This is a genomic window from Paraburkholderia sp. Ac-20347 (assembly GCF_017104805.1).
Lineage (GTDB): Bacteria > Pseudomonadota > Gammaproteobacteria > Burkholderiales > Burkholderiaceae > Paraburkholderia > Paraburkholderia tropica.
Map to the genome: position 1 here is coordinate 1 of NZ_JAAGPN010000102.1, position 21,602 is coordinate 21,602.

19 protein-coding genes are annotated in these 21,602 nt (G+C 66.0%); 8 read left to right on the forward strand and 11 right to left on the reverse strand.

Going from position 1 to position 21,602, the window contains the following annotated elements; all coding sequences use genetic code 11:
• Positions 1-1,388 (forward strand): aminopeptidase family protein P (locus G3N97_RS19910; protein WP_205994753.1); only part of this gene is annotated, 1,388 nt, incomplete at its 5' end.
• Between the two features lie 56 nt (positions 1,389-1,444).
• Positions 1,445-2,068 carry an HAD family phosphatase gene (locus G3N97_RS19915; protein WP_205994754.1) on the forward strand — a complete coding sequence of 208 codons (624 nt, stop codon included), beginning with the start codon at positions 1,445-1,447 and terminating at the stop codon, positions 2,066-2,068.
• Positions 2,069-2,095: 27 nt separating this feature from the next.
• Here G3N97_RS19915 and G3N97_RS19920 read toward each other — a convergent pair whose 3' ends face one another.
• From G3N97_RS19920 to ychF, 3 genes are all read right to left on the reverse strand, one after another.
• On the reverse strand, positions 2,096-3,277 hold the full coding sequence (locus tag G3N97_RS19920; RefSeq protein WP_205994755.1) for a DUF748 domain-containing protein: 1,182 nt from the start codon (positions 3,275-3,277) through the stop codon (positions 2,096-2,098).
• Positions 3,278-3,498: 221 nt separating this feature from the next.
• Complete coding sequence (gene ettA, locus G3N97_RS19925; protein WP_065062627.1) at positions 3,499-5,163, reverse strand: energy-dependent translational throttle protein EttA; 1,665 nt, start codon at positions 5,161-5,163, stop codon at positions 3,499-3,501.
• A gap of 216 nt (positions 5,164-5,379) precedes the next feature.
• On the reverse strand, positions 5,380-6,474 hold the full coding sequence (ychF, locus tag G3N97_RS19930; RefSeq protein ID WP_065062625.1) for a redox-regulated ATPase YchF: 1,095 nt from the start codon (positions 6,472-6,474) through the stop codon (positions 5,380-5,382).
• 340 nt (positions 6,475-6,814) lie between these two features.
• Here ychF and G3N97_RS19935 point away from each other — a divergent pair, with 340 nt between their 5' ends.
• From G3N97_RS19935 to G3N97_RS19950, 4 genes are all read left to right on the forward strand, one after another.
• The gene (locus G3N97_RS19935; RefSeq protein WP_205994756.1) at positions 6,815-7,987 is read left to right on the forward strand and encodes a UbiH/UbiF family hydroxylase; all 1,173 of its coding nucleotides are present in this window, start codon (positions 6,815-6,817) and stop codon (positions 7,985-7,987) included.
• 237 nt (positions 7,988-8,224) lie between these two features.
• Positions 8,225-8,956, forward strand: a complete 732-nt coding sequence (locus tag G3N97_RS19940; RefSeq protein WP_205994757.1) for a DsbC family protein — start codon at positions 8,225-8,227, stop codon at positions 8,954-8,956.
• A gap of 149 nt (positions 8,957-9,105) precedes the next feature.
• Positions 9,106-10,896: a PDZ domain-containing protein gene (locus tag G3N97_RS19945; RefSeq protein WP_205994758.1), complete on the forward strand. Its 1,791-nt coding sequence runs from the start codon at positions 9,106-9,108 to the stop codon at positions 10,894-10,896.
• Between the two features lie 221 nt (positions 10,897-11,117).
• Positions 11,118-11,714: an NAD(P)H-dependent oxidoreductase gene (locus G3N97_RS19950; RefSeq protein WP_205994759.1), complete on the forward strand. Its 597-nt coding sequence runs from the start codon at positions 11,118-11,120 to the stop codon at positions 11,712-11,714.
• Between the two features lie 127 nt (positions 11,715-11,841).
• Here the strand turns inward: G3N97_RS19950 and G3N97_RS19955 are convergent, their stop codons facing one another.
• The 8 genes from G3N97_RS19955 to rpe all read right to left on the reverse strand — a co-directional run bounded on the left by G3N97_RS19955 (position 11,842) and on the right by rpe (position 19,547).
• Positions 11,842-12,852, reverse strand: coding sequence for a uracil-DNA glycosylase (locus G3N97_RS19955; protein WP_205994760.1), 1,011 nt, complete (start codon positions 12,850-12,852; stop codon positions 11,842-11,844).
• Positions 12,853-13,032: 180 nt separating this feature from the next.
• On the reverse strand, positions 13,033-13,668 hold the full coding sequence (locus tag G3N97_RS19960; RefSeq protein WP_205994761.1) for a CYTH domain-containing protein: 636 nt from the start codon (positions 13,666-13,668) through the stop codon (positions 13,033-13,035).
• Between the two features lie 12 nt (positions 13,669-13,680).
• A complete protein-coding gene (trpC, locus tag G3N97_RS19965; protein ID WP_074987708.1) occupies positions 13,681-14,466 on the reverse strand; it encodes an indole-3-glycerol phosphate synthase TrpC in 786 nt (261 codons plus the stop codon).
• Positions 14,467-14,523: 57 nt separating this feature from the next.
• Complete coding sequence (gene trpD / locus G3N97_RS19970) at positions 14,524-15,558, reverse strand: anthranilate phosphoribosyltransferase (RefSeq protein ID WP_074987707.1); 1,035 nt, start codon at positions 15,556-15,558, stop codon at positions 14,524-14,526.
• Between the two features lie 16 nt (positions 15,559-15,574).
• A complete protein-coding gene (locus tag G3N97_RS19975) occupies positions 15,575-16,150 on the reverse strand; it encodes an aminodeoxychorismate/anthranilate synthase component II (protein ID WP_065062609.1) in 576 nt (191 codons plus the stop codon).
• A 13-nt stretch (positions 16,151-16,163) separates the two neighbouring features.
• Entirely contained in the window at positions 16,164-17,657 is a 1,494-nt protein-coding gene (trpE, locus tag G3N97_RS19980; RefSeq protein WP_205994762.1) for an anthranilate synthase component I, read from the reverse strand.
• A gap of 484 nt (positions 17,658-18,141) precedes the next feature.
• Positions 18,142-18,858: a phosphoglycolate phosphatase gene (locus G3N97_RS19985; RefSeq protein WP_205994763.1), complete on the reverse strand. Its 717-nt coding sequence runs from the start codon at positions 18,856-18,858 to the stop codon at positions 18,142-18,144.
• Positions 18,855-19,547, reverse strand: coding sequence for a ribulose-phosphate 3-epimerase (gene rpe / locus G3N97_RS19990; RefSeq protein ID WP_205994764.1), 693 nt, complete (start codon positions 19,545-19,547; stop codon positions 18,855-18,857). Before rpe ends, G3N97_RS19985 begins: the two co-directional genes overlap by 4 nt.
• 259 nt (positions 19,548-19,806) lie before the next feature.
• Here rpe and apaG point away from each other — a divergent pair, with 259 nt between their 5' ends.
• Together apaG and G3N97_RS20000 are read left to right on the forward strand one after the other, a co-directional pair.
• Complete coding sequence (apaG, locus tag G3N97_RS19995; RefSeq protein WP_065062601.1) at positions 19,807-20,181, forward strand: Co2+/Mg2+ efflux protein ApaG; 375 nt, start codon at positions 19,807-19,809, stop codon at positions 20,179-20,181.
• A gap of 110 nt (positions 20,182-20,291) precedes the next feature.
• Entirely contained in the window at positions 20,292-21,581 is a 1,290-nt protein-coding gene (locus G3N97_RS20000; RefSeq protein WP_205994765.1) for an MltA domain-containing protein, read from the forward strand.
• The last annotated feature ends 21 nt before the right edge of the window (positions 21,582-21,602 follow it).

Below are 21,602 nucleotides of genomic sequence, written 5' to 3' on the forward strand. Positions count from 1 at the left end.
TGACGCTGCGCACCGACCTCGATCTGCTCGACGACGTCTGGAGCGGCCGCCCGACGCTGCCGCTCGCGGCCGTCTACGAGCACGCCGCGCCGCACGCCGACCTGCCGCGCGCGGGCAAGCTGGAACAGGTGCGCCGCGCGATGGCGGAGAAGGGCGCGCAGTGGCATTTCGTGTCGACGCTCGACGATCTCGCGTGGCTCTTCAACCTGCGCGGCGCCGACGTGAGCTACAACCCGGTGTTCGTCGCGCACGCGCTGATCGGCCCGGACGACGCCACGCTGTTCGTCGCCGACGGCAAGGTGAGCGCCGACCTCGCGCAATCGCTCGCGCGCGACAACGTGCGCGTCGCGCCTTACGCCGATGCCGCGACGGCGCTTGCCGCGCTGCCCGCCGAAGCATCGCTGCTGGTCGATCCGCGCCGCGTGACTTACGGCTTGCTGCAAGCTGTCGCGAAGGCGGTGAAGCTCGTCGAGTCGGTCAATCCGAGCACCTTCTTCAAGTCGCGCAAAACCGCCGCCGAAGCTGAACACGTGCGCGCGACCATGGAGCAGGACGGTGCGGCGCTCGCCGAATTCTTCGCGTGGTTCGAGGCGGCGCAGGGCCGCGAAACCATCACCGAACTCACCATCGACGAAAAGCTCACGGCCGCGCGCAAGCGCCGTCCGGGTTTCGTCTCGCTCTCGTTCGGCACGATCGCCGGTTTCAACGCGAACGGAGCGATGCCGCACTACCGCGCGAGCGCCGAGTCGCATGCGGTGATCGAAGGCGACGGCCTGCTGCTGATCGATTCGGGCGGCCAGTACCTCGACGGCACGACCGACATCACGCGCGTCGTGCCGGTGGGCACGCCGAGCGCGGCGCAAAAGCGTGATTTCACGCTCGTGCTCAAGGGCATGATGGCGCTCTCGCGCGCGCAGTTTCCGCGCGGCATCCGCTCGCCGATGCTCGACGCGCTCGCGCGTGCGCCGATCTGGGAAGCGGGCGCCGATTACGGCCACGGCACCGGCCACGGCGTGGGCTACTTCCTGAACGTGCACGAAGGCCCGCAGGTCATCTCGCACTACGCGCCCGCCGAGGCATGGACGGCGATGGAAGAGGGCATGATCACATCGGTCGAGCCGGGCATCTATCGTCCGGGCAAGTGGGGCGTGCGCATCGAAAATCTGGTGCTGAATCAGGCTGCGGAAAAGACCGAATTCGGCGATTTCCTCAAGTTCGAGACGCTGACGCTGTGCCCGATCGACACGCGCTGCATCGACCTGACGCTGTTGCGCGAGGACGAGCGCGCGTGGCTCAATGCGTATCACCAGACGGTGCGCGTGCGCGTCGCGCCGCACGTGAGCGGCGATGCGCTCGCGTGGCTGGAAAAGCGCACGCAGCCGATCTGATTTCGCTCGCTGAACGGCGAGGCCATTCACGGAGTAGCGACACGGAGTAGAGGCGCATGACGATCAAGGCAGTCGTGTTCGACTTCGGCGGCGTGCTGGTCGACTGGAGTCCCGAGTATCTCTATCGCGAGCTGATTCCCGACGACGAGGAACGCCGCTGGTTCCTCACGCACGTCTGCGCGATGGATTGGGTGATCCGTCAGGACGGCGGCGAACCCATCGCCGTCGGCACCGAGGAGCTGGTCGCGAAGTTTCCGGAGCACGAAGCGCTGATCCGCGCGTTCTACGAGCGCTGGCACGAGATGATCGGCGGCCTGCTCGAAGGCGGCGTGGCGACGTTCGAGCGGCTGGAGGCGGCCAACGTGCCGATCTTCGGCCTCACGAACTGGTCCGCCGAAACCTTTCCGTGGGCGTGGGAGCGCTTCGGCATCCTGCGCCGCTGTCGCGATGTGGTGGTGTCGGGGCGCGTGAAACTCGTGAAGCCCGATCCGGCGATTTTCCACGAGATGTTTCGCCGTATCGAGGCGCAGTTGCCGGGCGTACATCCCGAGGAACTCGTCTTTATCGACGACAACGCGCACAACGCGCAAGCCGCCACCGCGCTCGGCTGGCACGGCGTGCATCACACGAGCAACGCGCAAACCGACGCGCAGTTGCGCGCGCTCGGCCTGCCGGTTTGACGCGCGTTTTTAAGGCGTTATTCACGTTCATTTCGACGTCGACGACGCGGGCGCGACCGGTTGCAGCAGGCTGCGCAGCGCGTCGGCGATACCCTTCGCGGTTTGCCCCGCGCCCTGCGCCACGCCTTGCGCGCTCACGCCGAGCGCTTGCGCGAAGCCCGCGCGCAGCTCGGTCATCAGGCTTTCGTCGAGACGGAATTTCGGATCGTGCAGATTGCCGTCGAGCACGAAACGCAGCCGGATATTGCCTTTGTGCGTCTTGAGCGCGGCCACCGCCGCGCGCGTCGGAATCGACAGAAACGTATCGAGCGGGTCGCCGCTTTCGGCCAGTTGCAGTTGATGCAGCGTGACCGTGCCGGGCGCGTGGATGCGGTAGGCGCTCACCGTCGCGTTCAGGTCGAGGTCGAGCGTGCCGCCCGTGATGTTCGCCTTCGGCCCGGCCTTTTTCAGCAGATACGGATCGAGCATCGTGATGTCGACGCCACGCAGCGTCGTGCGCGTCTGCGAATCTTTGGTCGCGATGCGGATCCAGCCGCCGAAATTCACATGCCCCGTGTGCTGCGGCCCCTTGAGCGCGCCGCTCACCGCGACTTGCGTGGGCTCGTCGAGCGCGGGCAGATGCACGTGATCGACGCTTGCCTGCGCCTCGCTGACCGTCACGCGCCACGGCGGATTGCCCACCGAGCGATCGTAGAAGTCGAACGTGCCGTTTTCGAAGCCGACGTGATCGATCAGTTTGTCGGAAGACAGCTCGGTTTTGTCCGATGATGCCGCGCTGCCCGCTTCCGATGGCGAGGCAGCGGCCATTTCGTCGCGCAGATTCGGCAGGATCTGGATCGAGCCGTTCTGGCGTCGCAGGACCGTCATCGTGAAATCGCTGACCGTGATGTCGCGGATGTGCACGCGATGCGCGAGCAACGCGCGCAGATCGGGCGCAATCGTGATGCGCCGCGCGTGCAGCGTGTCGGCGGTCGGCCAGTCGGGCGGCGGCTTGAGGCGCACGTCGTCGAGTTCGATCGAATCGAGCGTGAGCGAGACGTGAATGCGCGAGGCGGTGCCGACCGGCGCGAGCATCGCCTCGATGCGCGACTTCGCCTCGCGCTGCAACGCGTAGAGACCGATGAGCGCGCCGAGCACGAGCACCGCAACGACGATCGCCGCGATCAGGACGATGCGGGAAACAGGGCGCGGACGGTTCGGCGACGACATGCGGGGCACCTTGCGTGAAAGAAGGGATCGACGGCGGGTCGACTGCGCAGCGTGTGACAAAGGCCGTAGCGTAACGCGTTCCCAGCAACCGCCATGCCGTGCGTGACGCCGCGCGCGGGATGTCGAGGCAAAAATCCGGCGCAAAAAAAACGGCGGCCCGCAGGCCGCCGTCGTTCGCCGCGCCGCTCAGTGGCGGTGCGCGATGGGGGAGTTCGACGCGATCAGCGCGAAATCGGCTTGTAGCGCAGACGCTTCGGACGCGCCGCTTCTTCGCCGAGACGCTTGATCTTGTCGGCCTCGTATTCCTGATAGTTGCCGTCGAAGAAGGTGACTTGCGAGTCGCCTTCGAACGCCAGGATGTGCGTGGCGATACGGTCGAGGAACCAGCGATCGTGCGAGATCACCATCACCGAGCCCGCGAATTCGAGCAGGGCGTCTTCGAGCGCGCGCAGCGTTTCCACGTCGAGGTCGTTCGACGGTTCGTCCAGCAGCAGGACGTTGCCGCCCGAAATCAGCGTCTTGGCCAGATGCAGACGGCCGCGTTCACCGCCCGACAGGTTGCCGACGACCTTCTGCTGGTCGCCGCCCTTGAAGTTGAAGCGGCCGATGTACGCGCGCGACGGCGTTTCGTACTTGCCCACCGTCAGCACGTCCGCGCCGCCCGAGATTTCCTCGAACACGGTCTTGTTGGCGGCCAGCGCGTCGCGGCTTTGATCGACGTAAGCGAGCTTGACCGTCGGGCCTTGCACGATTTCGCCCGAATCCGGCTGCTCCTTGCCCGTGAGCATGCGGAACAGCGTCGACTTGCCGGCGCCGTTCGGCCCGATGATGCCGACGATCGCGCCCGCCGGAATCTTGAAGCTGAGGTCGTCGATCAGCAGACGGTCGCCGTACGATTTGCTGACGTTCTTGAACTCGATGACTTCGTTGCCCAGACGCTCGCCCGCCGGAATGAAGATTTCCTGCGTTTCGTTGCGCTTCTGGTAATCCGTGCTCGACAGTTCCTCGAAGCGCGCGATACGCGCCTTCGACTTCGCCTGACGGCCCTTCGGGTTCTGGCGCACCCACTCCAGTTCCTTCTTGATCGCCTTCTGGCGCGCCGATTCCGTGGCTTCTTCCTGCTTCAGGCGCTCTTCCTTCTGGTCGAGCCAGCTGGAGTAGTTGCCCTTCCAGGGAATGCCGTGGCCGCGGTCGAGTTCGAGAATCCACTCGGCGGCGTTGTCGAGGAAGTAGCGATCGTGGGTCACGGCGACGACGGTGCCCGGGAAGCGCGTGAGGAACTGTTCGAGCCACTCGACCGATTCGGCGTCCAGGTGGTTGGTCGGTTCGTCGAGCAGCAGCATGTCGGGCTTTTCGAGCAGCAGCTTGCACAGCGCGACGCGGCGCTTTTCACCGCCCGAGAGATTGCCGATCTTTGCGTCCCACGCCGGCAGACGCAGGGCGTCGGCGGCAATTTCGATCTGCTGTTCGGCGCTGCCGTCGGTCGTGGCGAGGATCGCTTCGTACTTGGCCTGCTCGGCGGCCAGCGCGTCGAAGTCGGCGTCCGGCTCGGCGTAGGCGGCGTAGATTTCGTCGAGCTTCTTCTGTGCGTTGAACACGTCGCCCAGACCTTCCTCGACGGCTTCGCGCACGGTCTTTTCCGGATCGAGCTGCGGCTCCTGCGGCAGATAGCCGATGTTCAGGTTGGGCATCGGCGTGGCTTCGCCTTCGATGTCCTTGTCGACGCCGGCCATGATCTTGATGAGCGTGGACTTGCCCGAGCCGTTCAGGCCGAGCAGACCGATCTTCGCGCCCGGGAAGAACGACAGCGAAATGTCCTTCAGGATCTGGCGCTTGGGCGGCACGATCTTGCCGACCCGGTTCATGGTGAAGACGTATTGGGCCATGAGAGTGTCTTTGGAGTCTGAAAAACGGGAGAAAAAAGGGCGGAATTCTGTCTTGCACCGCGCGATGTTCGCCATCGGGCGGGATGCGCAAGCCGCTATTGTACGGGGCCCGGGCGGCGGGGGAGCGATGCGGGGCCGCGAGCGGCGCGGCGCATCGTCATCCGTAAAAAAGCCCGCTCACGAGCGGGCTTTTTCGGTGCTTGCGAAAAACGTCGATTAAACGTTGAACAGGAAGTTCATCACGTCGCCGTCGTGCACGACGTATTCCTTGCCTTCGGCGCGCATCTTGCCGGCTTCCTTCGCGCCGGTTTCGCCCTTGTACTGGATGTAGTCGTCGAAGGCGATGGTCTGCGCGCGGATGAAGCCGCGCTCGAAGTCCGTGTGGATCGCGCCGGCGGCCTGCGGAGCCGTATCGCCCACGTGGATCGTCCACGCGCGCACTTCCTTCACGCCAGCCGTGAAGTACGTTTGCAGACCGAGCAGACGGAAGCCCGCGCGGATCACGCGGTCGAGGCCCGGCTCTTCCATGCCCATGTCGGCGAGGAACGCGGCCTTGTCTTCGTCGTCGAGATCGGCGATTTCGGCTTCGATCGCGGCGCACACGGCCACGACCGGCGCACCTTCGGCTTCGGCGTGCTTGCGCACGGCGTCGAGGTACGGGTTGTTCTCGAAGCCGTCGTCCTTCACGTTCGCGACGTACATCGTCTTCTTCGCGGTGATCAGGCAGAACGGCTTGAGGAGCGCCTGTTCGTCTTCGTTCAGGTCGAGCGCGCGAACCGGCTTGGCCTGGTCGAGCTGGGCGCGTACGCGCTCCAGCACGGCGACCAGCTTCGCCGCTTCCTTGTCGTTGCCCGACTTGGCGGCCTTCGAGTAGCGCGTGAGCGACTTTTCGACGGTGGCGAGGTCGGCGAGCGCGAGTTCGGTGTTGATGACTTCGATGTCGGCGAGCGGATCGACCTTGCCCGCGACGTGAATCACGTTTTCGTCTTCGAAGCAGCGCACGACGTGCGTGATCGCATCGGTTTCGCGGATGTTGGCGAGGAACTGGTTGCCCAGACCTTCACCCTTGCTCGCGCCCGCGACCAGACCCGCGATGTCGACGAACTCGACCACGGCCGGCACGACGCGCTCGGGCTTGACGATCTCCGAGAGCGCCTTCAGGCGCGGATCCGGCACTTCGACCACGCCGACGTTCGGCTCGATCGTGCAGAACGGATAGTTTTCGGCGGCGATGCCCGCTTTGGTCAGCGCGTTGAAGAGGGTGGACTTGCCGACGTTAGGCAAGCCGACGATGCCGCATTTGAGGCTCATGGAAATCTCTGCATGTCAGGGTGGCGACGTGCGGCGCGCCGGGCTCGGGCGTCCGCTGCCTGGCAGTGCCGGCGCTCGCCGGGAGGCGAGCTGGGGACGGCCCGGAATGCACGTCGGGGGCGTGACGCGACGTCACGAAAACCGTAATTGTAACCTTGTCCGCGCATGGCTTTGGTGAGCGGTGCGCCGCAAACTCCGGGTGCGGAAAAGGGCGCTATCGTACGAAGCGCGGATGAACCGCAGGCACACGCCGCCCGACCCCGGCCGCACGCGCTTGCCGCACCGCAACATCGCGCCCATCCGGCCCTGTCAGACAGGGGCCCACGGCTATAATGCGCGGATGACTGCAAGCAACCAGACCTTTGACGTCGCCGTGATCGGCGGCGGGCTCGTCGGCAAGGCGGCGGCGCTGGCGCTGACCCAGAACGGCCTGCGCGTGGCGCTGCTCGCGCAGCCTTGCGCGCCGCTGCCGCCGGGCGCCGCGTTCGACGCGCGCGTCTATGCCTTTTCGCGCAGCTCGCAGGCGCTGTTCGAGCGGCTGCGGGTCTGGCAGGCGGCCGATCCCGCGCGGCTCACGCCCGTCTACGACATGCGCGTGTTCGGCGACGCCGCCGCGGAACTGCATTTCTCGGCGTATCAGGCGTCGGTTTCGCAGCTCGCGTGGATCGCCGAATCGTCGCTGATCGAGCGCGCGATGGACTCCGCGCTGCATTTCCAGCCCAACCTCACGTGGATCGATTCGCGCGCGCAAACGCTCGACGTGAATCCCGCTGCCGCCGTGATCGGACTCGCGAACGGCCGCACGATCGAAGCCGATCTGGCCGTGGGCGCGGACGGCGCGCATTCGTGGGTGCGCGCGCAGATCGGCGCGACGGTCGAACGCCGCGACTATCGGCAGACCGGCGTGGTCGCCAATTTCCGCGCGGAAAAGCCGCACGGCGAATGCGCGTATCAATGGTTCCGCGAGGGCGAGATCATCGCGCTGCTGCCGCTGCCCGATCAGCATGTTTCGCTCGTGTGGTCGGCGCAAACGGCGCACGCGGACGAACTGCTCAAGCTCGAACCCGAGCAGCTGGCCGCCGAAGTCGAGCGCGTCACGCAGCGTCAGCACGGCGCGCTCGAATGCGTCACGCCCGCGCGCGGCTTCCCGCTCTCGCTGCAAACCGTCGACAAGCTGATCGCACCGCGCGTCGCGCTGGTCGGCGATGCGGCGCATCTGATCCACCCGCTCGCGGGGCAGGGCGTCAATCTCGGTCTGCGCGACGTGGCGGCGCTCGTCGACGTCGTCACGCAGAAGGAGGCCTTCCGCGATCTCGGCGACACCGTTCTGCTGCGCCGCTACGAACGCGGCCGCCGTGAAGACATTCAAAAGCTCGTCGTGGCCACCGACGGTCTGCAGCGGCTGTTCTCGGTGCCCGGCACGCTCGCGCGCGCCGTGCGCAACACGGGCATGGCCTTCGTGGGCGCGCAGCCGCTCGTCAAGCGCTGGCTCGTGGCGTCGGCGCTCGGCTGAAGCGCGCCGGGCCAATCCCGCGTGCAAACCCTGCTCGCGGGAGACATTTCCGGTACCGCGCCGCTCGGCAGCTTAGAATGGATGTTTGAGTCAGCGGCGAACGACGGCGACGTCCCGTGACGTCGCCTCGCCGCCGGGTTCGGCGCAGGGTCCGCAGCACAGTTCGCAGACCGAACCCATCCGCAACGTTTCGCGCGCATCGCATCGCGCCGCGCGCCCGAATCAGGAATGCTTCACATGCAAAAGCGTATTCGCATTGCCGCGCTCGTCCTCGCGGCGGTCGCCTCGGTGCTCGGCTGCTCGGCCCAGGCCGACCAGACCACGGACAAGATCAAGACGGCGCTGCAGTCGCGCCTCGGCATCGACAGCGGCGATATCAAGGGCATCACCAAGGCGCCGGTCGCGGGTCTCTACGAAGTGAACCTCGGCTCGCAGATCGTCTATAGCGACGCCAACGGCGACTACGTGCTGACCGGCGACCTCATCGACGCCAAGGCGCACCGCAATCTCACCGAGGCGCGTCTGGCCGAGATCAACAAGATCGACTTCTCGAAGCTGCCGCTCGAGAACGCCGTGAAGGTCGTGAAGGGCGACGGCAAGCGCAAGATGGCCGTGTTCTCCGACCCGAACTGCCCGTACTGCCATCAGCTCGAAAGCACGCTGAAGTCGATCGACAACGTCACGGTCTACACCTTCCTGTATCCGGTGCTCTCGCCGGATTCCACGCAGAAGGCCAAGCAGATCTGGTGCTCGTCGGATCGCGCGAAGGCGTGGGAATCGTGGATGGTGGACCGCAAGGCGCCCACGGCCGCCGGCACCTGCAACACCGCTGCGATCGACAGCAATCTCCAGCTCGGCGCCAAGATGAACGTGACCGGCACGCCCACCGTGATCCTCGCCGACGGCACCCGCCTGCCGGGCGCGGTCAGCGCGGACCGGCTCGAAAGCGCCTTGAGCGCCGCTCGCTGACGCGACACCCGATACGCCGGCCGCCTTTGCGGCCGGTGCTTTTTTTGTCCGCCGTTTTTTTGCGGCATGGTCTCGACTGACGCATCCGCCGCCGTCCGCGCCGCCGTCACGAACCGAACCCGCCGAACCGAACATCACCGATCCCGCCGATGAAGCCGATCCGATACACCATCGTCCCGAAGAATCCCGCCGCGCATCTGTTCGAAGTGACGCTCACCGTCGACGATCCCGCGCCGGACGGCCAGCGCTTCATGCTGCCCGTGTGGATTCCGGGCAGCTACATGGTGCGCGAGTTCGCGCGCAATATCGTCACGCTGCGCGCTTTCAACGACGCGGGCCGCAAGGTGCGCGTGAGCAAGACCGACAAGCACACGTGGCAGGCCGCACCGGTGAAAGGCGCGCTCACGCTGCGCTACGAGGTCTACGCGTGGGATCTCTCGGTGCGCGCCGCGCATCTGGACGACACGGCCGGCTTCTTCAACGGCACGAGCGTGTTTCTCGCGGCGCTCGGTCATGAAGAGGCGCAACACGTTGTCGATATCCAGCGTCCGGACGGGCACGCGTTCCGTCACTGGCGCGTCGCCACGGCGCTCTCGGAGGCGCGCGGCACCAAGCGCTACGGCTTCGGCGAGTACGCGGCCATGAACTACGACGAGCTGATTGACCATCCGGTCACGCTCGGCGACTTCACGCTCGCGAGCTTCAAGGCGCACGGCGTGCCGCACGACATCGTGATCGCCGGGCGGGTGGTGGGGCTCGACATGGAGCGCCTCGCCGCCGACCTGCAGAAGATCTGCGAGGCGCAGATCGCGCTGTTCGAGCCGCGCACGAAACGCGCGCCGATGGAGCGCTACGTGTTCATGACGCAGGCGGTCAGCGACGGCTACGGCGGCCTCGAACACCGCGCCTCGACGGCGCTGATCTGCAATCGCACCGACCTGCCCGTGAAGGGCAAGCCGGAGATGTCGGACGGCTACCGCACCTATCTCGGCCTGTGCAGCCACGAGTATTTCCACACGTGGAACGTGAAGCGCATCAAGCCCGCCGCGTTCGTGCCGTACGACCTCACGCGCGAGGACTACACGTCGCTGCTGTGGCTGTTCGAAGGCTTCACCTCGTATTACGACGACCTGATCCTCGTGCGCAGCGGCCTGATTTCCGTCGACGATTATTTCGGCCTCGTCGGCAAGACGGTCGCCGGCGTGCTGCGCGGCGCGGGGCGTCTGAAGCAGAGCGTCGCGGAAAGCTCGTTCGACGCGTGGGTCAAGTACTACCGCCAGGACGAAAACGCGTCCAACGCGATCGTCAGCTACTACACGAAGGGCTCGCTCGTGGCGCTCGCGTTCGATCTGACGATCCGCGCCGAAACCAGCGGCCGCAAGTCGCTCGACGACGTGATGCGTCTGCTGTGGCAGCGCTACGGCCGCGACTTCTACCGCGGCAAGCCGGTGGGCGTGGCCGAGGACGACGTCGAGGCGCTGATCGCCGAGGCAACCGGCGTGGAACTGGGCGCGCTCTTCAGCGACGCGGTGCGCGGCACGCGCGATCTGCCGCTCGCCACGCTGCTCGAACCGTTCGGCGTGAAGCTCGAAGGCGAGCCGGAGCGCGGCGCGAAGCCGTCGCTGGGCGCGCGTCTGCGCGGCGGGGCGGAAGCCACGCTGGCGGTCGTCTACGAGGGCGGCGCGGCGCAGAAAGCCGGTCTCTCGGCCGGCGACGCGCTGGTGGCGCTCGACGGCCTGCGTGTGACCGGCTCGAATCTGGAAAGTCTGCTCTCGCGTTATCAGCCCGGTGCGAAGGTCGAACTTCACGCGTTCCGTCGCGACGAACTGCGCGTTGCGCGCCTGACCCTCGATCAGCCGGAGATCGCGCGCTACAAGCTCAGCGTCACCGACAAGCGGCCCGCGCCGCGTGCCTTGCGCGAGCGCTGGCTGGCGGTTTAACTGTGGCTTAAAAGCGCCAGGACAGGCATCGCGCGCGCCCGGTTCGCCGTGCGCGCGGGACAGAACGGCTGGATCGAGATGATCCGGCCGTTTTTTTATGCCGATGATTGTTCTACCGTTGCAACAATCCGTCATCGGCGGGGGCCTTTTTCGCGGCGCGGCAAAAAAACACAATGCCTTCACTCGCGCAACACTGCGCAAACCGACCCGAAGGAGCCACCATGACCACGATCCTGCAAATCAATTCCGCCGCCCGCTCGCAAGGCGCCCAATCGACGCTGCTCGTCAACGAATTGACGGAGAAGCTGCAACAATCGAACGCCGGCGCGAAGGTCGTCACGCGTAACCTGCAAGCCGATCCGCTGCCGCACCTCGACGACGCCGTGCTCGGCGCGTTCTTCACGCCCGCCGACCAGCGCACGCCGGAACAGCAAGCGATCGCTGCGCGCAGCGAAGCGCTGATCGCCGAACTCCAGGCCGCGGACATCGTCGTGATCGGCGCACCGCTGTACAACTTCGGCATCTCGTCGCAACTGAAGACGTACTTCGACTGGATCGCCCGCGCCGGCATCACGTTCCAGTACACGGCGAACGGCCCCGAAGGTCTCGTGAAGGGCAAGAAGGTGTTCGTGGTTTCGGCACGCGGCGGCAAGTATCAAGGCACCCCGCACGACAGCCAGACGCCGTACCTGAAGTCGTTCCTCGGCTTCCTCGGCATGACCGACGTGAGCTTCATCTACGCTGAAGGCCTGAACATGGGTCCGGACGCAGCTACCGCCGCACTGGCGAGCGCACGCGAAGCCATCGCGGCTGCGTAAGGGACGCGCGGTCACGCGCTTGCGCTACAAAGCAAAACGCCACGAAAGCGATTTCGTGGCGTTTTTTATTGCCTGCGCGCGATGTGTGCGATGCGCGCGATGTGTGCGCGTCGTGCGGATCCGGCGCTCAGGCGAGCACTTCGCCAACCTCGGGCAAGCGCCAGTCGATCGGCTCGCGGCCGTGCGCCTGCAAATACGCGTTGGCCTGCACGAAATGGCCGCAGCCCAGAAAGCCGCGATGCGCCGACAGCGGCGACGGATGCGGCGCTTCCAGCACGCAATGCTCGCCGTTGCCGAGCAGCGCGCGCTTGTTCTGCGCGTGCGCGCCCCACAGCATGAAGACGAGATGCTGGTGGCGCGTGGCGAGTTCGTGGATCAGCGTGTCGGTGCAGCGCTCCCAGCCGCGCTTGGCGTGGCTCGCGGCGTTCGCGCGCTCGACCGTCAGCACGGTGTTGAGCAGCAGCACGCCCTGACGCGCCCAGGCATCGAGACAGCCGTGCGCGGGCGCGTCGATGCCGAGGCTCGCCGCAATCTCCTTGAAGATGTTGCGCAGCGACGGCGGCGGACGCACGCCCGGCGGCACCGAAAACGCGAGGCCGTGCGCCTGCGGCGTGCCGCGGTCGTCGCCGTGATACGGGTCCTGACCGAGGATCACCACCTTCACGTCGTCGGGCGAGGTGAGGCGCAGCGCGCGGAACACGTCGGCGGGGTAGACGGTCTTGCCGGCGGCGCGCTCGTCGTCGACGAAGCGGCACAGCGGCGCGTAGGTGTCGCTCGCGGTGAACGGCGTGAGCAGGTCGCGCCAGGCGGTGGGCAGGGCGGCGAACTGATCTTCGAGGCGCGGCGTGTCGGAAACCAGGGACATGGCGATAGCGAGTTGGGTGTCGGATGCGTGGCGCTCAGGCGCGGCGACAGACGCGTGCGCGGATTGCGCCGCGAGCGGCGGCGTCGGGTTCGCGAAGGCGGGCGCCGGGAATTCGTCGGCGTCGAACAGCGAGAAAATCGTAATCTGACGCGGATCGACCTCGGGCTGCGCCGGTTCGTCGAGCGTGGCCTGCGCGGCGTCGGGCGCTTCGTCGTCGAAGAGCGAAGTCTGCACCGGCTGCGCGAGGCGCGTCGTGCGTTTTGTGGGAGTCATGGGCGGCAAGTGTCGCAGCAATCGCGCGCGGATTCAATGCAGTGCGGCGCGCGGTGAGTCCTGCAACTAACAGCGCCGTTGCTCGGCCTGCACACCTGGCGCGAGCGCAAAGGGGAAAGCGAGATGACGTGCTGCTGCGCGCCGTGCTCGCGTTCCGGCCTTCGCGCCCGGTCTTTGCGTTTAGCCTCCGCGCAGCGCGTAGCCGCGTTGCGCCTTGCTGATGTCGTCGGGCGCGAGACCCGGCAGCGCTTGCGCGAGTTCGGCCGCGAGCGCGTGCAGCGCGGCTTCGCCGTCGTCCTTCGCGGCTTTCAGTTCGAGTTCAATTTCGCAGATCGGCGTGCTGCGCGCCTCGCCGTTCACATTCGCCGTGATCTCGCCCTGATCGACTGCCGCTTCCACCTGCGCGCCGTCGACGTTCAGCGTCCACAGCGTGCGCGTGAAATCGGTGCGAAAGAGCGGAATCAGCGTCGCGGCCGCGCCGGACAGCGCCGTCGACACGCCCGATTCGTCGCACTCGTGCAGCAGCCGGTCGATCTCGAGCGCTTCGCCCGCGACCGGCATTTCCCACTCGTGGCGCGCGTGCAGACCGTTCACCGACACACCCACCGTCTTGAACGTCTGCAACCAGCCTTCGGGCGCGCGGCGCAGGCGCAGCGCGCTTTTCGCGCGCGCGAGCGCGAGCTGCGGCGTGTCGAAATAGATGTTTTCGAGCCGGATCGGATGACCCGGCGCGCCCGCGCGCGTTTCGAAGAAACGCAGCGCCGCCGCGACCTGGTCCTGCGGCAGCGCGAGCTTGATTTCGCGTTCGATACCCATGTCGCTACGCGCTCAGAAGAACATGCGCGCGAGTTCCGCGCCGGGTTGTTCCGCACGCATGAACGCCTCGCCGACGAGGAACGTATGCACGGACAGCGCGCGCATTTTCTCGACATCGGCGCGCGACAGAATGCCCGATTCCGTCACCACGATGCGGTCCTCGGGCACGTCGTCGAGCATGCCGATGGTGGTTTGCAGCGTGGTTTCGAAGGTGCGCAGATTGCGGTTGTTGATGCCGATGAGCGGTGTCTTCAGCGTGAGCGCGTGATCGAGCTCCGCGCGGTCGTGCACTTCGACGAGCACCGCGAGACCGAGCGAATGCGCGAGCGCTTCGAGGTCGCGCATCTGAGCCGGTTCGAGCGCGGCGGCGATCAGCAGGATCGCGTCGGCGCCCATCGCGCGCGCTTCCACGATCTGGTACGGATCGACGATGAAGTCCTTGCGCAGCACCGGCAGGTCGCACGCGGCGCGCGCGGCTTGCAGATACGCGACGCTGCCCTGGAAGAACTGCACGTCGGTGAGCACGGAGAGGCACGCCGCGCCGTGACCGGCGTACGAGCGCGCGATTTCGGCGGGGTCGAAGTGTTCGCGCAGCACGCCCTTCGACGGGCTGGCCTTCTTCACTTCGGCGATCACGGCCGCCTGGCCGTTCTCGTGTTTCGCGCGCAGCGCGCCGACAAAGTCGCGCAGATCGCGCGTGCTCGCCGCGAGACGCAGCTCTTCGAGGGGGGCGCTCTGTTCCGCCGCGCGCACTTCTTCGCGCTTCACGGCGATGATTTTTTCGAGGATGTCGCTCATGGTTTCAACACAAATCGGGCTAAAAACGGTGCAGGATCAGCGCGTTATCGACGCCAATCACGCACGCTTGAACTGTTGCGTGAAGCGTACCAGTTCGTCGACTTTGGCGCGCGCGCGGCCGCTGGCGAGCGTTTCGCGCGCGAGCGCGATGCCGTCGGCGATCGAGTTTGCGACGTTGGCCGAGTAGAGCGCGGTGCCCGCGTTCAACGTGACGATCTCGCGCGCCGTGCCGGGCTCGTTCGCGAGCGCGCCGAGCAGCATCGCCTTCGACTCGTCGGCGTTCTCGACCTTCAGCGAACGGTTCGACACCATCTGCAGGCCGAAGTCTTCCGGATGGATTTCATACTCGCGAATCGCACCGTCCTTCAACTCGCCGACCAGCGTAGCCGCGCCGAGCGACACTTCATCCATGCCGTCCTTGCCGTACACCACGAGCACGTGTTTCGCGCCGAGGCGCTGCATCACGCGCACCTGAATGCCGACGAGATCCGGATGGAACACGCCCATCAGCTGATTGGGCGCGCCGGCCGGATTCGTGAGCGGGCCGAGGATGTTGAAGATGGTGCGCACGCCGAGTTCGCGGCGCACGGCGGCGATGTTCTTCATCGCCGGATGATGGTTGGGCGCGAACATGAAACCCATGCCCGTTTCGGCGATCGACGCAGCCACCTGATCCGGCTGCAGGTCGATGTTCACGCCGAGCGCCTCGAGCACGTCCGCGCTGCCCGACTTGCTCGACACGCCGCGATTGCCGTGCTTCGCGACCTTCGCGCCCGCCGCCGCCACGACGAACATCGAGGCCGTGGAGATGTTGAAGGTGTGCGAACCGTCGCCGCCGGTGCCGACGATGTCGATGAAGTTCGAGTTGTCTTTCACTTCGACGTGGTTCGCGAATTCGCGCATCACGGTCGCGGCCGCCGCGATCTCGCCGATGGTTTCCTTCTTCACGCGCAGACCGGTGATGATGGCCGCCGAGAGCACGGGCGAAAGCTCGCCGCGCATGATCATGCGCATGAGATGCAGCATCTCGTCGTGAAAAATCTCGCGGTGCTCGATCGTGCGTTGCAGCGCTTCCTGCGGGGTAATGGACATGGTGCTCGCCTCCGTATCAAGCGCTTTGAGTCTGCTTCAGGAAATTCTCGAACAGCGCGTGGCCGTGTTCCGAGAGGATCGATTCCGGATGGAACTGCACGCCTTCGACCGCGAGTTCGCGGTGGCGCACGCCCATGATTTCGCCGTCCTCGGTCCATGCGGACACTTCGAGACAATCGGGCAGCGACTCGCGCTCGATCGCGAGCGAGTGATAGCGCGTGACGTTGAAGTGCTTCGGCAGGTCGGCGAACACGCCCTTGCAGTCGGTTTCGATCTGGCTGACCTTGCCGTGCATGATGGTTTTCGCGCGCACGACGCGGCCGCCGAACGCCTCGCCGATCGCCTGATGGCCGAGGCACACGCCGAGAATCGGCGTCTTGCCCGCGAATTCGCGCAGCACGTCGAGCGTGATGCCCGCGTGCTGCGGATTGCTCGGTCCCGGCGAGAGGCAGATGCGCTTCGGATTGAGCGCCTTGATCTCGTCGATGCTGATTTCGTCGTTCCGATACGTGCGGACGTCTTCGCCGAGTTCGCCGAAGTACTGGACGATGTTGTAGGTAAACGAATCGTAGTTGTCGATCATGAGCAACATGGTCTATCTCCGCTCAGAAGTCGCTGTCGAGGCCGTCCTGCACCTGCTCGGCGGCGCGCAGCACGGCGCGCGCCTTGTTTTCCGTTTCTTGCCATTCGGACTCGGGCACCGAATCGGCAACCACGCCGGCCGCGGCCTGCACGTACAGATTGCCGTTGTGGATCACGCCCGTGCGGATCGTGATCGCCAGATCCATCTCGCCGTTGAACGAGAGGTAGCCGACCGCGCCGCCGTAGAGGCCGCGCTTCACCGGTTCGAGTTCGTCGATGAGTTCCATCGCGCGCACCTTCGGCGCACCCGAGAGCGTGCCGGCCGGGAAGGTCGCGCGCAGCACGTCGAAGTTGCTCACGCCGGGCTTGAGCTTGCCTTCCACCGAACTCACGATGTGCTGCACGTGCGAGTATTTTTCGATGATCATCTGATCGGTCACGACCACCGAGCCGATTTCCGCGATGCGGCCCACGTCGTTGCGCGCGAGGTCGATCAGCATGACGTGCTCGGCGATTTCCTTCGGGTCGTTCAGCAGTTCGGTCGCGAGTTCGGCGTCGCGCTCGGGCGTGTTGCCGCGCGGTCGCGTGCCCGCGAGCGGACGGATTGTCACGATGCGGTCTTCGCCGCGCTGTTCCTGACGCACCAGGATTTCCGGCGACGCGCCGACCACGTGGAATTCGCCGAAGTTGTAGTAGTACATGTACGGCGACGGGTTCAGCGAACGCAACGCGCGATAGAGCGACAGCGGATTGTCGCGATACGGCTTGGTCAGACGCTGGCCGACCTGCACCTGCATCAGCTCGCCCGCCGCGATGTATTCCTTGGCCTTGCGCACGGCCGCGAGGTAATCGTCCTTCTTGAACTCGCGGAACGTTTCCGTGCGCACGCTCGCGCTCGTGACCGGCGGCTGCACCGTCGCGCGCAGACGCTGCTTGAGTTCGCGCAGGCGCAGTTTCGCCTTCGTGTACGCCTCGGGCGTTTGCGGATCGGCGTAGACGATCAGGTAGAGCTTGCCCGCGAGATTGTCGATGACCGCGACTTCCTCGGCGAGCAGCAACTGGATGTCGGGCAGGCCGAGGTCGTCGGGCGGGCAGGTGTCGGCGAGCTTCTTCTCGATGTAGCGCACCGCGTCGTAGCCGAAGTAGCCGGCGAGGCCGCCGCAGAAACGCGGCAGGCCGGGGCGCTGCGCGACCTTGAAGCGCGCCTGGTATTGCGCGATGAATTCGAGCGGATCGCCGTCGTGCGTTTCGATCACCTGGCCGTCGCGCACGACTTCCGAGATGCCGTTTTTCACCCGCAGCAGCGAGCGCGCGGGCAGGCCGATGAACGAGTAGCGCCCAAACCGCTCGCCGCCGACGACGGATTCGAGCAGGAAGGAGTTGGCGCCGCCGCGCTCGGGCTGCGCGAGCTTCAGATACAGCGAAAGCGGCGTTTCCAGATCGGCGAGTGCTTCGGCGATCAGCGGGATGCGGTTGTAGCCCTCGTTGGCGAGAGACTGGAATTCGAGTTCGGTCATGTTCCGATCCTGTTCGTGCTGCCGGTCGCGGCGTGGGTGCGGGCCCAGTGCGGCTCAAAAAGGGGCGCGCGGTGAACGCGAAGGCGTCTGTTTTGAGTGCTAGTTGGCCGCTGGCGCTCGCTCGTGCGGCCCGCAGACGCACAAGGCGCTTGCCGGGCCGGCGTGCGGACGATCGGCGGCGGTGCGTGACGTAGGCGCTGGCAGCCCGGCATGCGACGAATCGACATGCAAGGAGCGCGACAGCCCACGGCAAGACCAGCCGACGGTTGACCGCAACAGTTTAGAGACGAGACACGCGCGAGAGCGCAGCGAAGTAAAAAACGGAGCTGAAGGGAGAGCGAACTTGAGACAAGCGCGCAGCTTCAGCGAACCTCGAGTGAGGTTAGCGCGACCAGCGACGCCAGGGCCAGGCTCCCCGGTCGATGCTGCTCAGACTCCGTTTTTTATTCAGAAACATGAGGATAGTTGACGTTCAGTAGAGAACTTAAGTCAGATCATTGTGCGCTGCGACCGCCTTGGCGGCGTCAAGCAGCGTGGCAACTATACCATCCGACTCAATTTTTTGTACAGGTTGGCCGTGGTTGTAGCCATAGGGCACCGTGAGCGTGGCCATGCCGGCCGCGCGGCCCGCGATCGCATCGTTCTCCGAATCGCCGATCGCCACGGCCGACGCCGGATTCACGCCGAGACGCTCGCACGCCGTGAGCATGGGCAGCGGGTCCGGCTTTTTCTTCGGCAGGCTGTCGCCGCCCAGCACGACCTCGAAGTAGGGCGAGAGGCCGTATTGCTGCAGCAGCTCGACGGCGAAACGGTGCGGCTTGTTCGTCACGCACGCGAGCTTGATGCCCTGGGCGCGCAGCGCGGCGAGGCCCACTTCCACGTCCGGGTACAGATGCGTGTGGCGGCCGTTGATCTTCGCGTACTCGTCCTGATAGATCGCGAGCGCTTCGTCGAAACGCGCCTGGGCGTCGTCCGCGGCAAAGCGCGGGGCGAGCACGCTCTTGATCAGATGCTCCGAGCCTTTGCCCACGTAGCCCATGACTTCTTCGCGCGTGGTTTCCTCGGCGTCGAACTGGGCGAGCATGCCGTTCAGGCCTGCGGCGAAGTCGTCGGCGGTGTCGACCATGGTGCCGTCGAGGTCGATCAGCGCCGCTTCGATGCGCGGCGCGGTGAATTTGACGGCCTTGAACGGGGCGCTCATTGCGCGCCGGCCTTCACGGTCGCGAGCTGCGCGCGCATCTGATCGATCACGGCCTTGTAGTCGGGCTTGCCGAAGATGGCCGAGCCGGCGACGAAGGCGTCCGCGCCTGCTGCCGCGATTTCGGCGATGTTGTCGATCTTCACGCCGCCGTCCACTTCCAGGTGGATCTCGCGGCCGGTGCGTTCGTTGTAGGCGTCGATCTTCGCGCGCGCCTCGCGCAGCTTGTTGAGCGCCTCGGGAATGAACGACTGGCCGCCGAAGCCCGGGTTCACCGACATGATCAGCACGAGGTCGACCTTGTCCATCACGTGGTCGAGGTAGTTCAGCGGCGTGGCCGGGTTGAAGACGAGGCCGGCCTTGCAGCCGTGGTCGCGGATCAGCGACAGGGTGCGGTCGATGTGGTCCGAGCCTTCCGGGTGGAAGCTGATGAGGTTCGCGCCGGCCTTGGCGAAGTCTGGCACGATGCGGTCGACCGGGCGCACCATCAGATGCACGTCGATGGGCACGTCCACATGCGGGCGGATAGCCTCGCACACCAGCGGGCCGATGGTGAGGTTCGGCACGTAATGGTTGTCCATCACGTCGAAGTGGATCCAGTCGGCGCCGGCGGCAACGACGTTGCGGACTTCCTCGCCAAGACGCGAGAAGTCGGCGGACAGAATACTGGGGGCAATTCGGAATTGCGTCATGGCGGTAAGCGGAAATTAGACGGAAAAACCGTATTTTAGCGTTAGCGCGCGACGGCGGACGTTGGCTGGACGCACGTTGGCCATCCGGCCAGGACCCGCTGGCGTCGGCCCGCGGCGGTTGCGGGGGCCTGCCGCATCAAGCAGAATGCAATTTCATGCGGCCCGCCGCGCCGGTGGCGCCTGAACACCTTGCGCCGCGTAAGTATTTGTGACCCCGGGCGTGCGACAACAGCGGGCCTGAACAGCGATTGGAAAGAGGATGAGTCAGTACGAATTCAGCGTGACGTCGCAGGTGCGCTACCTGCCCGAAGAGTCGGATCCCGAGCGCCGGCAATATGCGTTTGCGTACACGCTGACCATCCGCAACACCGGCCAGGTGAGCGCGCAGCTGATCGCGCGCCACTGGATCATCACTGACAGCGACGAGAAGGTCCAGGAAGTGAAGGGCCTCGGCGTGGTCGGCCATCAGCCGCTGCTCAAGCCGGGCGAGCAATTCGAATATACGAGCTGGGCGATGATCGCCACGCCCGTCGGCACCATGCGCGGCGCGTACTTCTGCGTGGCGGAAGACGCCGAGCGCTTCGAAGCGCCGGTCGCCGAGTTCGTGCTGCGCATGCCGCGCACGCTGCACTGACTTCCGTTGAACCGTTCCCCGATTTCGCGGTCTGCTAGTCCTGACGTTCGTCGTGAGGCACGTGCGGGGCGCGCTTGTGCTTTTTCCTGCCCGACGCGGTCCACACGACGATGAAAATCAGCAGGAACAGCGCGAGCAGCGCTTCCAGACCAAACATGAGCATCGGGTATTCGTCGAGCAGATCAGACATGGCGGCATCCATCGAGAGCAAACATTGTATGCGTGTTTCCGCGCGCTTTTCCGCGCTGATGCCGGGATTAACGGCGCTGCGCGACGGTGCGCGACGCGGTGTCGGGCGTATCGGCGGCCTGGTCGGCGCCGCGTCGCTGGCGGTGCTGCTGGCCGCATGCGGCGGCCCGAGCTACGTGCGCACCACGCCGCCCAAGGGTTCGCCCACGCTGCCTTCGCAGATCGCGGCGCAGCGGCTGACTCCGGTTGCGTGGCAGCAGGTGCCCGGCTGGCAGGACGATTCGCTGATCGGCGCGGCGGCCGCACTGCGCGCGAACTGCACGCGCCTTGCCCGCGAACCGCGCTGGCAGCGCGCCTGCGCGGCGGCTTCACAACTCGACGACCTCGACGCATCGGGCGCACGCGCGTTCTTCGAGTCGTACTTCACGCCTTACCAGTTCGCCAATAACGATGGCACGCTCGACGGCCTCGTCACCGGCTACTACGAGCCGCTGCTGCACGGCTCGCGCACGCGTCACGGCATCTATCAGACTGCGTTGTACCGCTGGCCGTCCGGCTATCGCGCGGGCGCCGCGCTGCCGCCGCGCGCGCAGCTCGAACGCGCGGGTGTGCTGAACGGCAACGAACTCGTCTGGGTCGACGATCCGATCGAGGCGTTCTTCCTGCAGGTGCAGGGCTCGGGCCGCGTCGTCATGGAAGACGGCAGCGTGATGCGCGTGGGCTTCGGCGGCACCAACAATCAACCGTACAAGTCGATCGGCCGTTGGCTGCTCGATCGCGGCGAACTCACGCCCGCGCAGGCCACGATGCAGGGCATCAAGGCATGGGCGCGTGCGAACCCGACGCGCGTCGATGCGCTGCTCGACACCAATCCGCGTTTCGTGTTTTTCCGCGAGATGCCGTCGGGGGAAAGCGCGCTGCAAGGCGGTGCCGACGGTCCGATCGGTGCGCTCGGCGTGCCGCTGACGCCGGAGCGCTCGATCGCGGTCGATCCGTCGTCGATCCCGCTCGGCACGCCGGTGTTCCTGACGACGACGCGTCCGCTCACGAACACGCCGCTCAACCGGCTCGTGTTCGCGCAGGACACCGGTTCGGCGATCAAGGGCGGCGTGCGCGCCGACTATTTCTGGGGTCTCGGCGACGATGCCGGCGATCTCGCGGGCAAGATGAAGCAGGGCGGCCGCATGTGGCTGCTGTTCCCGAACTCGTAAGCGTTGCGGAGCTTGATTGCG

What these genes read in the sequence shown, in the direction of transcription:
- G3N97_RS19915 (WP_205994754.1), top strand. Translation starts at nt 1,445, where the DNA reads ATGACGATCAAGGCAGTCGTGTTCGACTTCGGCGGCGTGCTGGTCGAC.
- G3N97_RS19920 (WP_205994755.1), bottom strand. Translation starts at nt 3,277, where the DNA reads ATGTCGTCGCCGAACCGTCCGCGCCCTGTTTCCCGCATCGTCCTGATC.
- ettA (WP_065062627.1), bottom strand. Translation starts at nt 5,163, where the DNA reads ATGGCCCAATACGTCTTCACCATGAACCGGGTCGGCAAGATCGTGCCG.
- ychF (WP_065062625.1), bottom strand. Translation starts at nt 6,474, where the DNA reads ATGAGCCTCAAATGCGGCATCGTCGGCTTGCCTAACGTCGGCAAGTCC.
- G3N97_RS19935 (WP_205994756.1), top strand. Translation starts at nt 6,815, where the DNA reads ATGACTGCAAGCAACCAGACCTTTGACGTCGCCGTGATCGGCGGCGGG.
- G3N97_RS19940 (WP_205994757.1), top strand. Translation starts at nt 8,225, where the DNA reads ATGCAAAAGCGTATTCGCATTGCCGCGCTCGTCCTCGCGGCGGTCGCC.
- G3N97_RS19945 (WP_205994758.1), top strand. Translation starts at nt 9,106, where the DNA reads ATGAAGCCGATCCGATACACCATCGTCCCGAAGAATCCCGCCGCGCAT.
- G3N97_RS19950 (WP_205994759.1), top strand. Translation starts at nt 11,118, where the DNA reads ATGACCACGATCCTGCAAATCAATTCCGCCGCCCGCTCGCAAGGCGCC.
- G3N97_RS19955 (WP_205994760.1), bottom strand. Translation starts at nt 12,852, where the DNA reads ATGACTCCCACAAAACGCACGACGCGCCTCGCGCAGCCGGTGCAGACT.
- G3N97_RS19960 (WP_205994761.1), bottom strand. Translation starts at nt 13,668, where the DNA reads ATGGGTATCGAACGCGAAATCAAGCTCGCGCTGCCGCAGGACCAGGTC.
- trpC (WP_074987708.1), bottom strand. Translation starts at nt 14,466, where the DNA reads ATGAGCGACATCCTCGAAAAAATCATCGCCGTGAAGCGCGAAGAAGTG.
- trpD (WP_074987707.1), bottom strand. Translation starts at nt 15,558, where the DNA reads ATGTCCATTACCCCGCAGGAAGCGCTGCAACGCACGATCGAGCACCGC.
- G3N97_RS19975 (WP_065062609.1), bottom strand. Translation starts at nt 16,150, where the DNA reads ATGTTGCTCATGATCGACAACTACGATTCGTTTACCTACAACATCGTC.
- trpE (WP_205994762.1), bottom strand. Translation starts at nt 17,657, where the DNA reads ATGACCGAACTCGAATTCCAGTCTCTCGCCAACGAGGGCTACAACCGC.
- G3N97_RS19985 (WP_205994763.1), bottom strand. Translation starts at nt 18,858, where the DNA reads ATGAGCGCCCCGTTCAAGGCCGTCAAATTCACCGCGCCGCGCATCGAA.
- rpe (WP_205994764.1), bottom strand. Translation starts at nt 19,547, where the DNA reads ATGACGCAATTCCGAATTGCCCCCAGTATTCTGTCCGCCGACTTCTCG.
- apaG (WP_065062601.1), top strand. Translation starts at nt 19,807, where the DNA reads ATGAGTCAGTACGAATTCAGCGTGACGTCGCAGGTGCGCTACCTGCCC.
- G3N97_RS20000 (WP_205994765.1), top strand. Translation starts at nt 20,292, where the DNA reads ATGAAAATCAGCAGGAACAGCGCGAGCAGCGCTTCCAGACCAAACATG.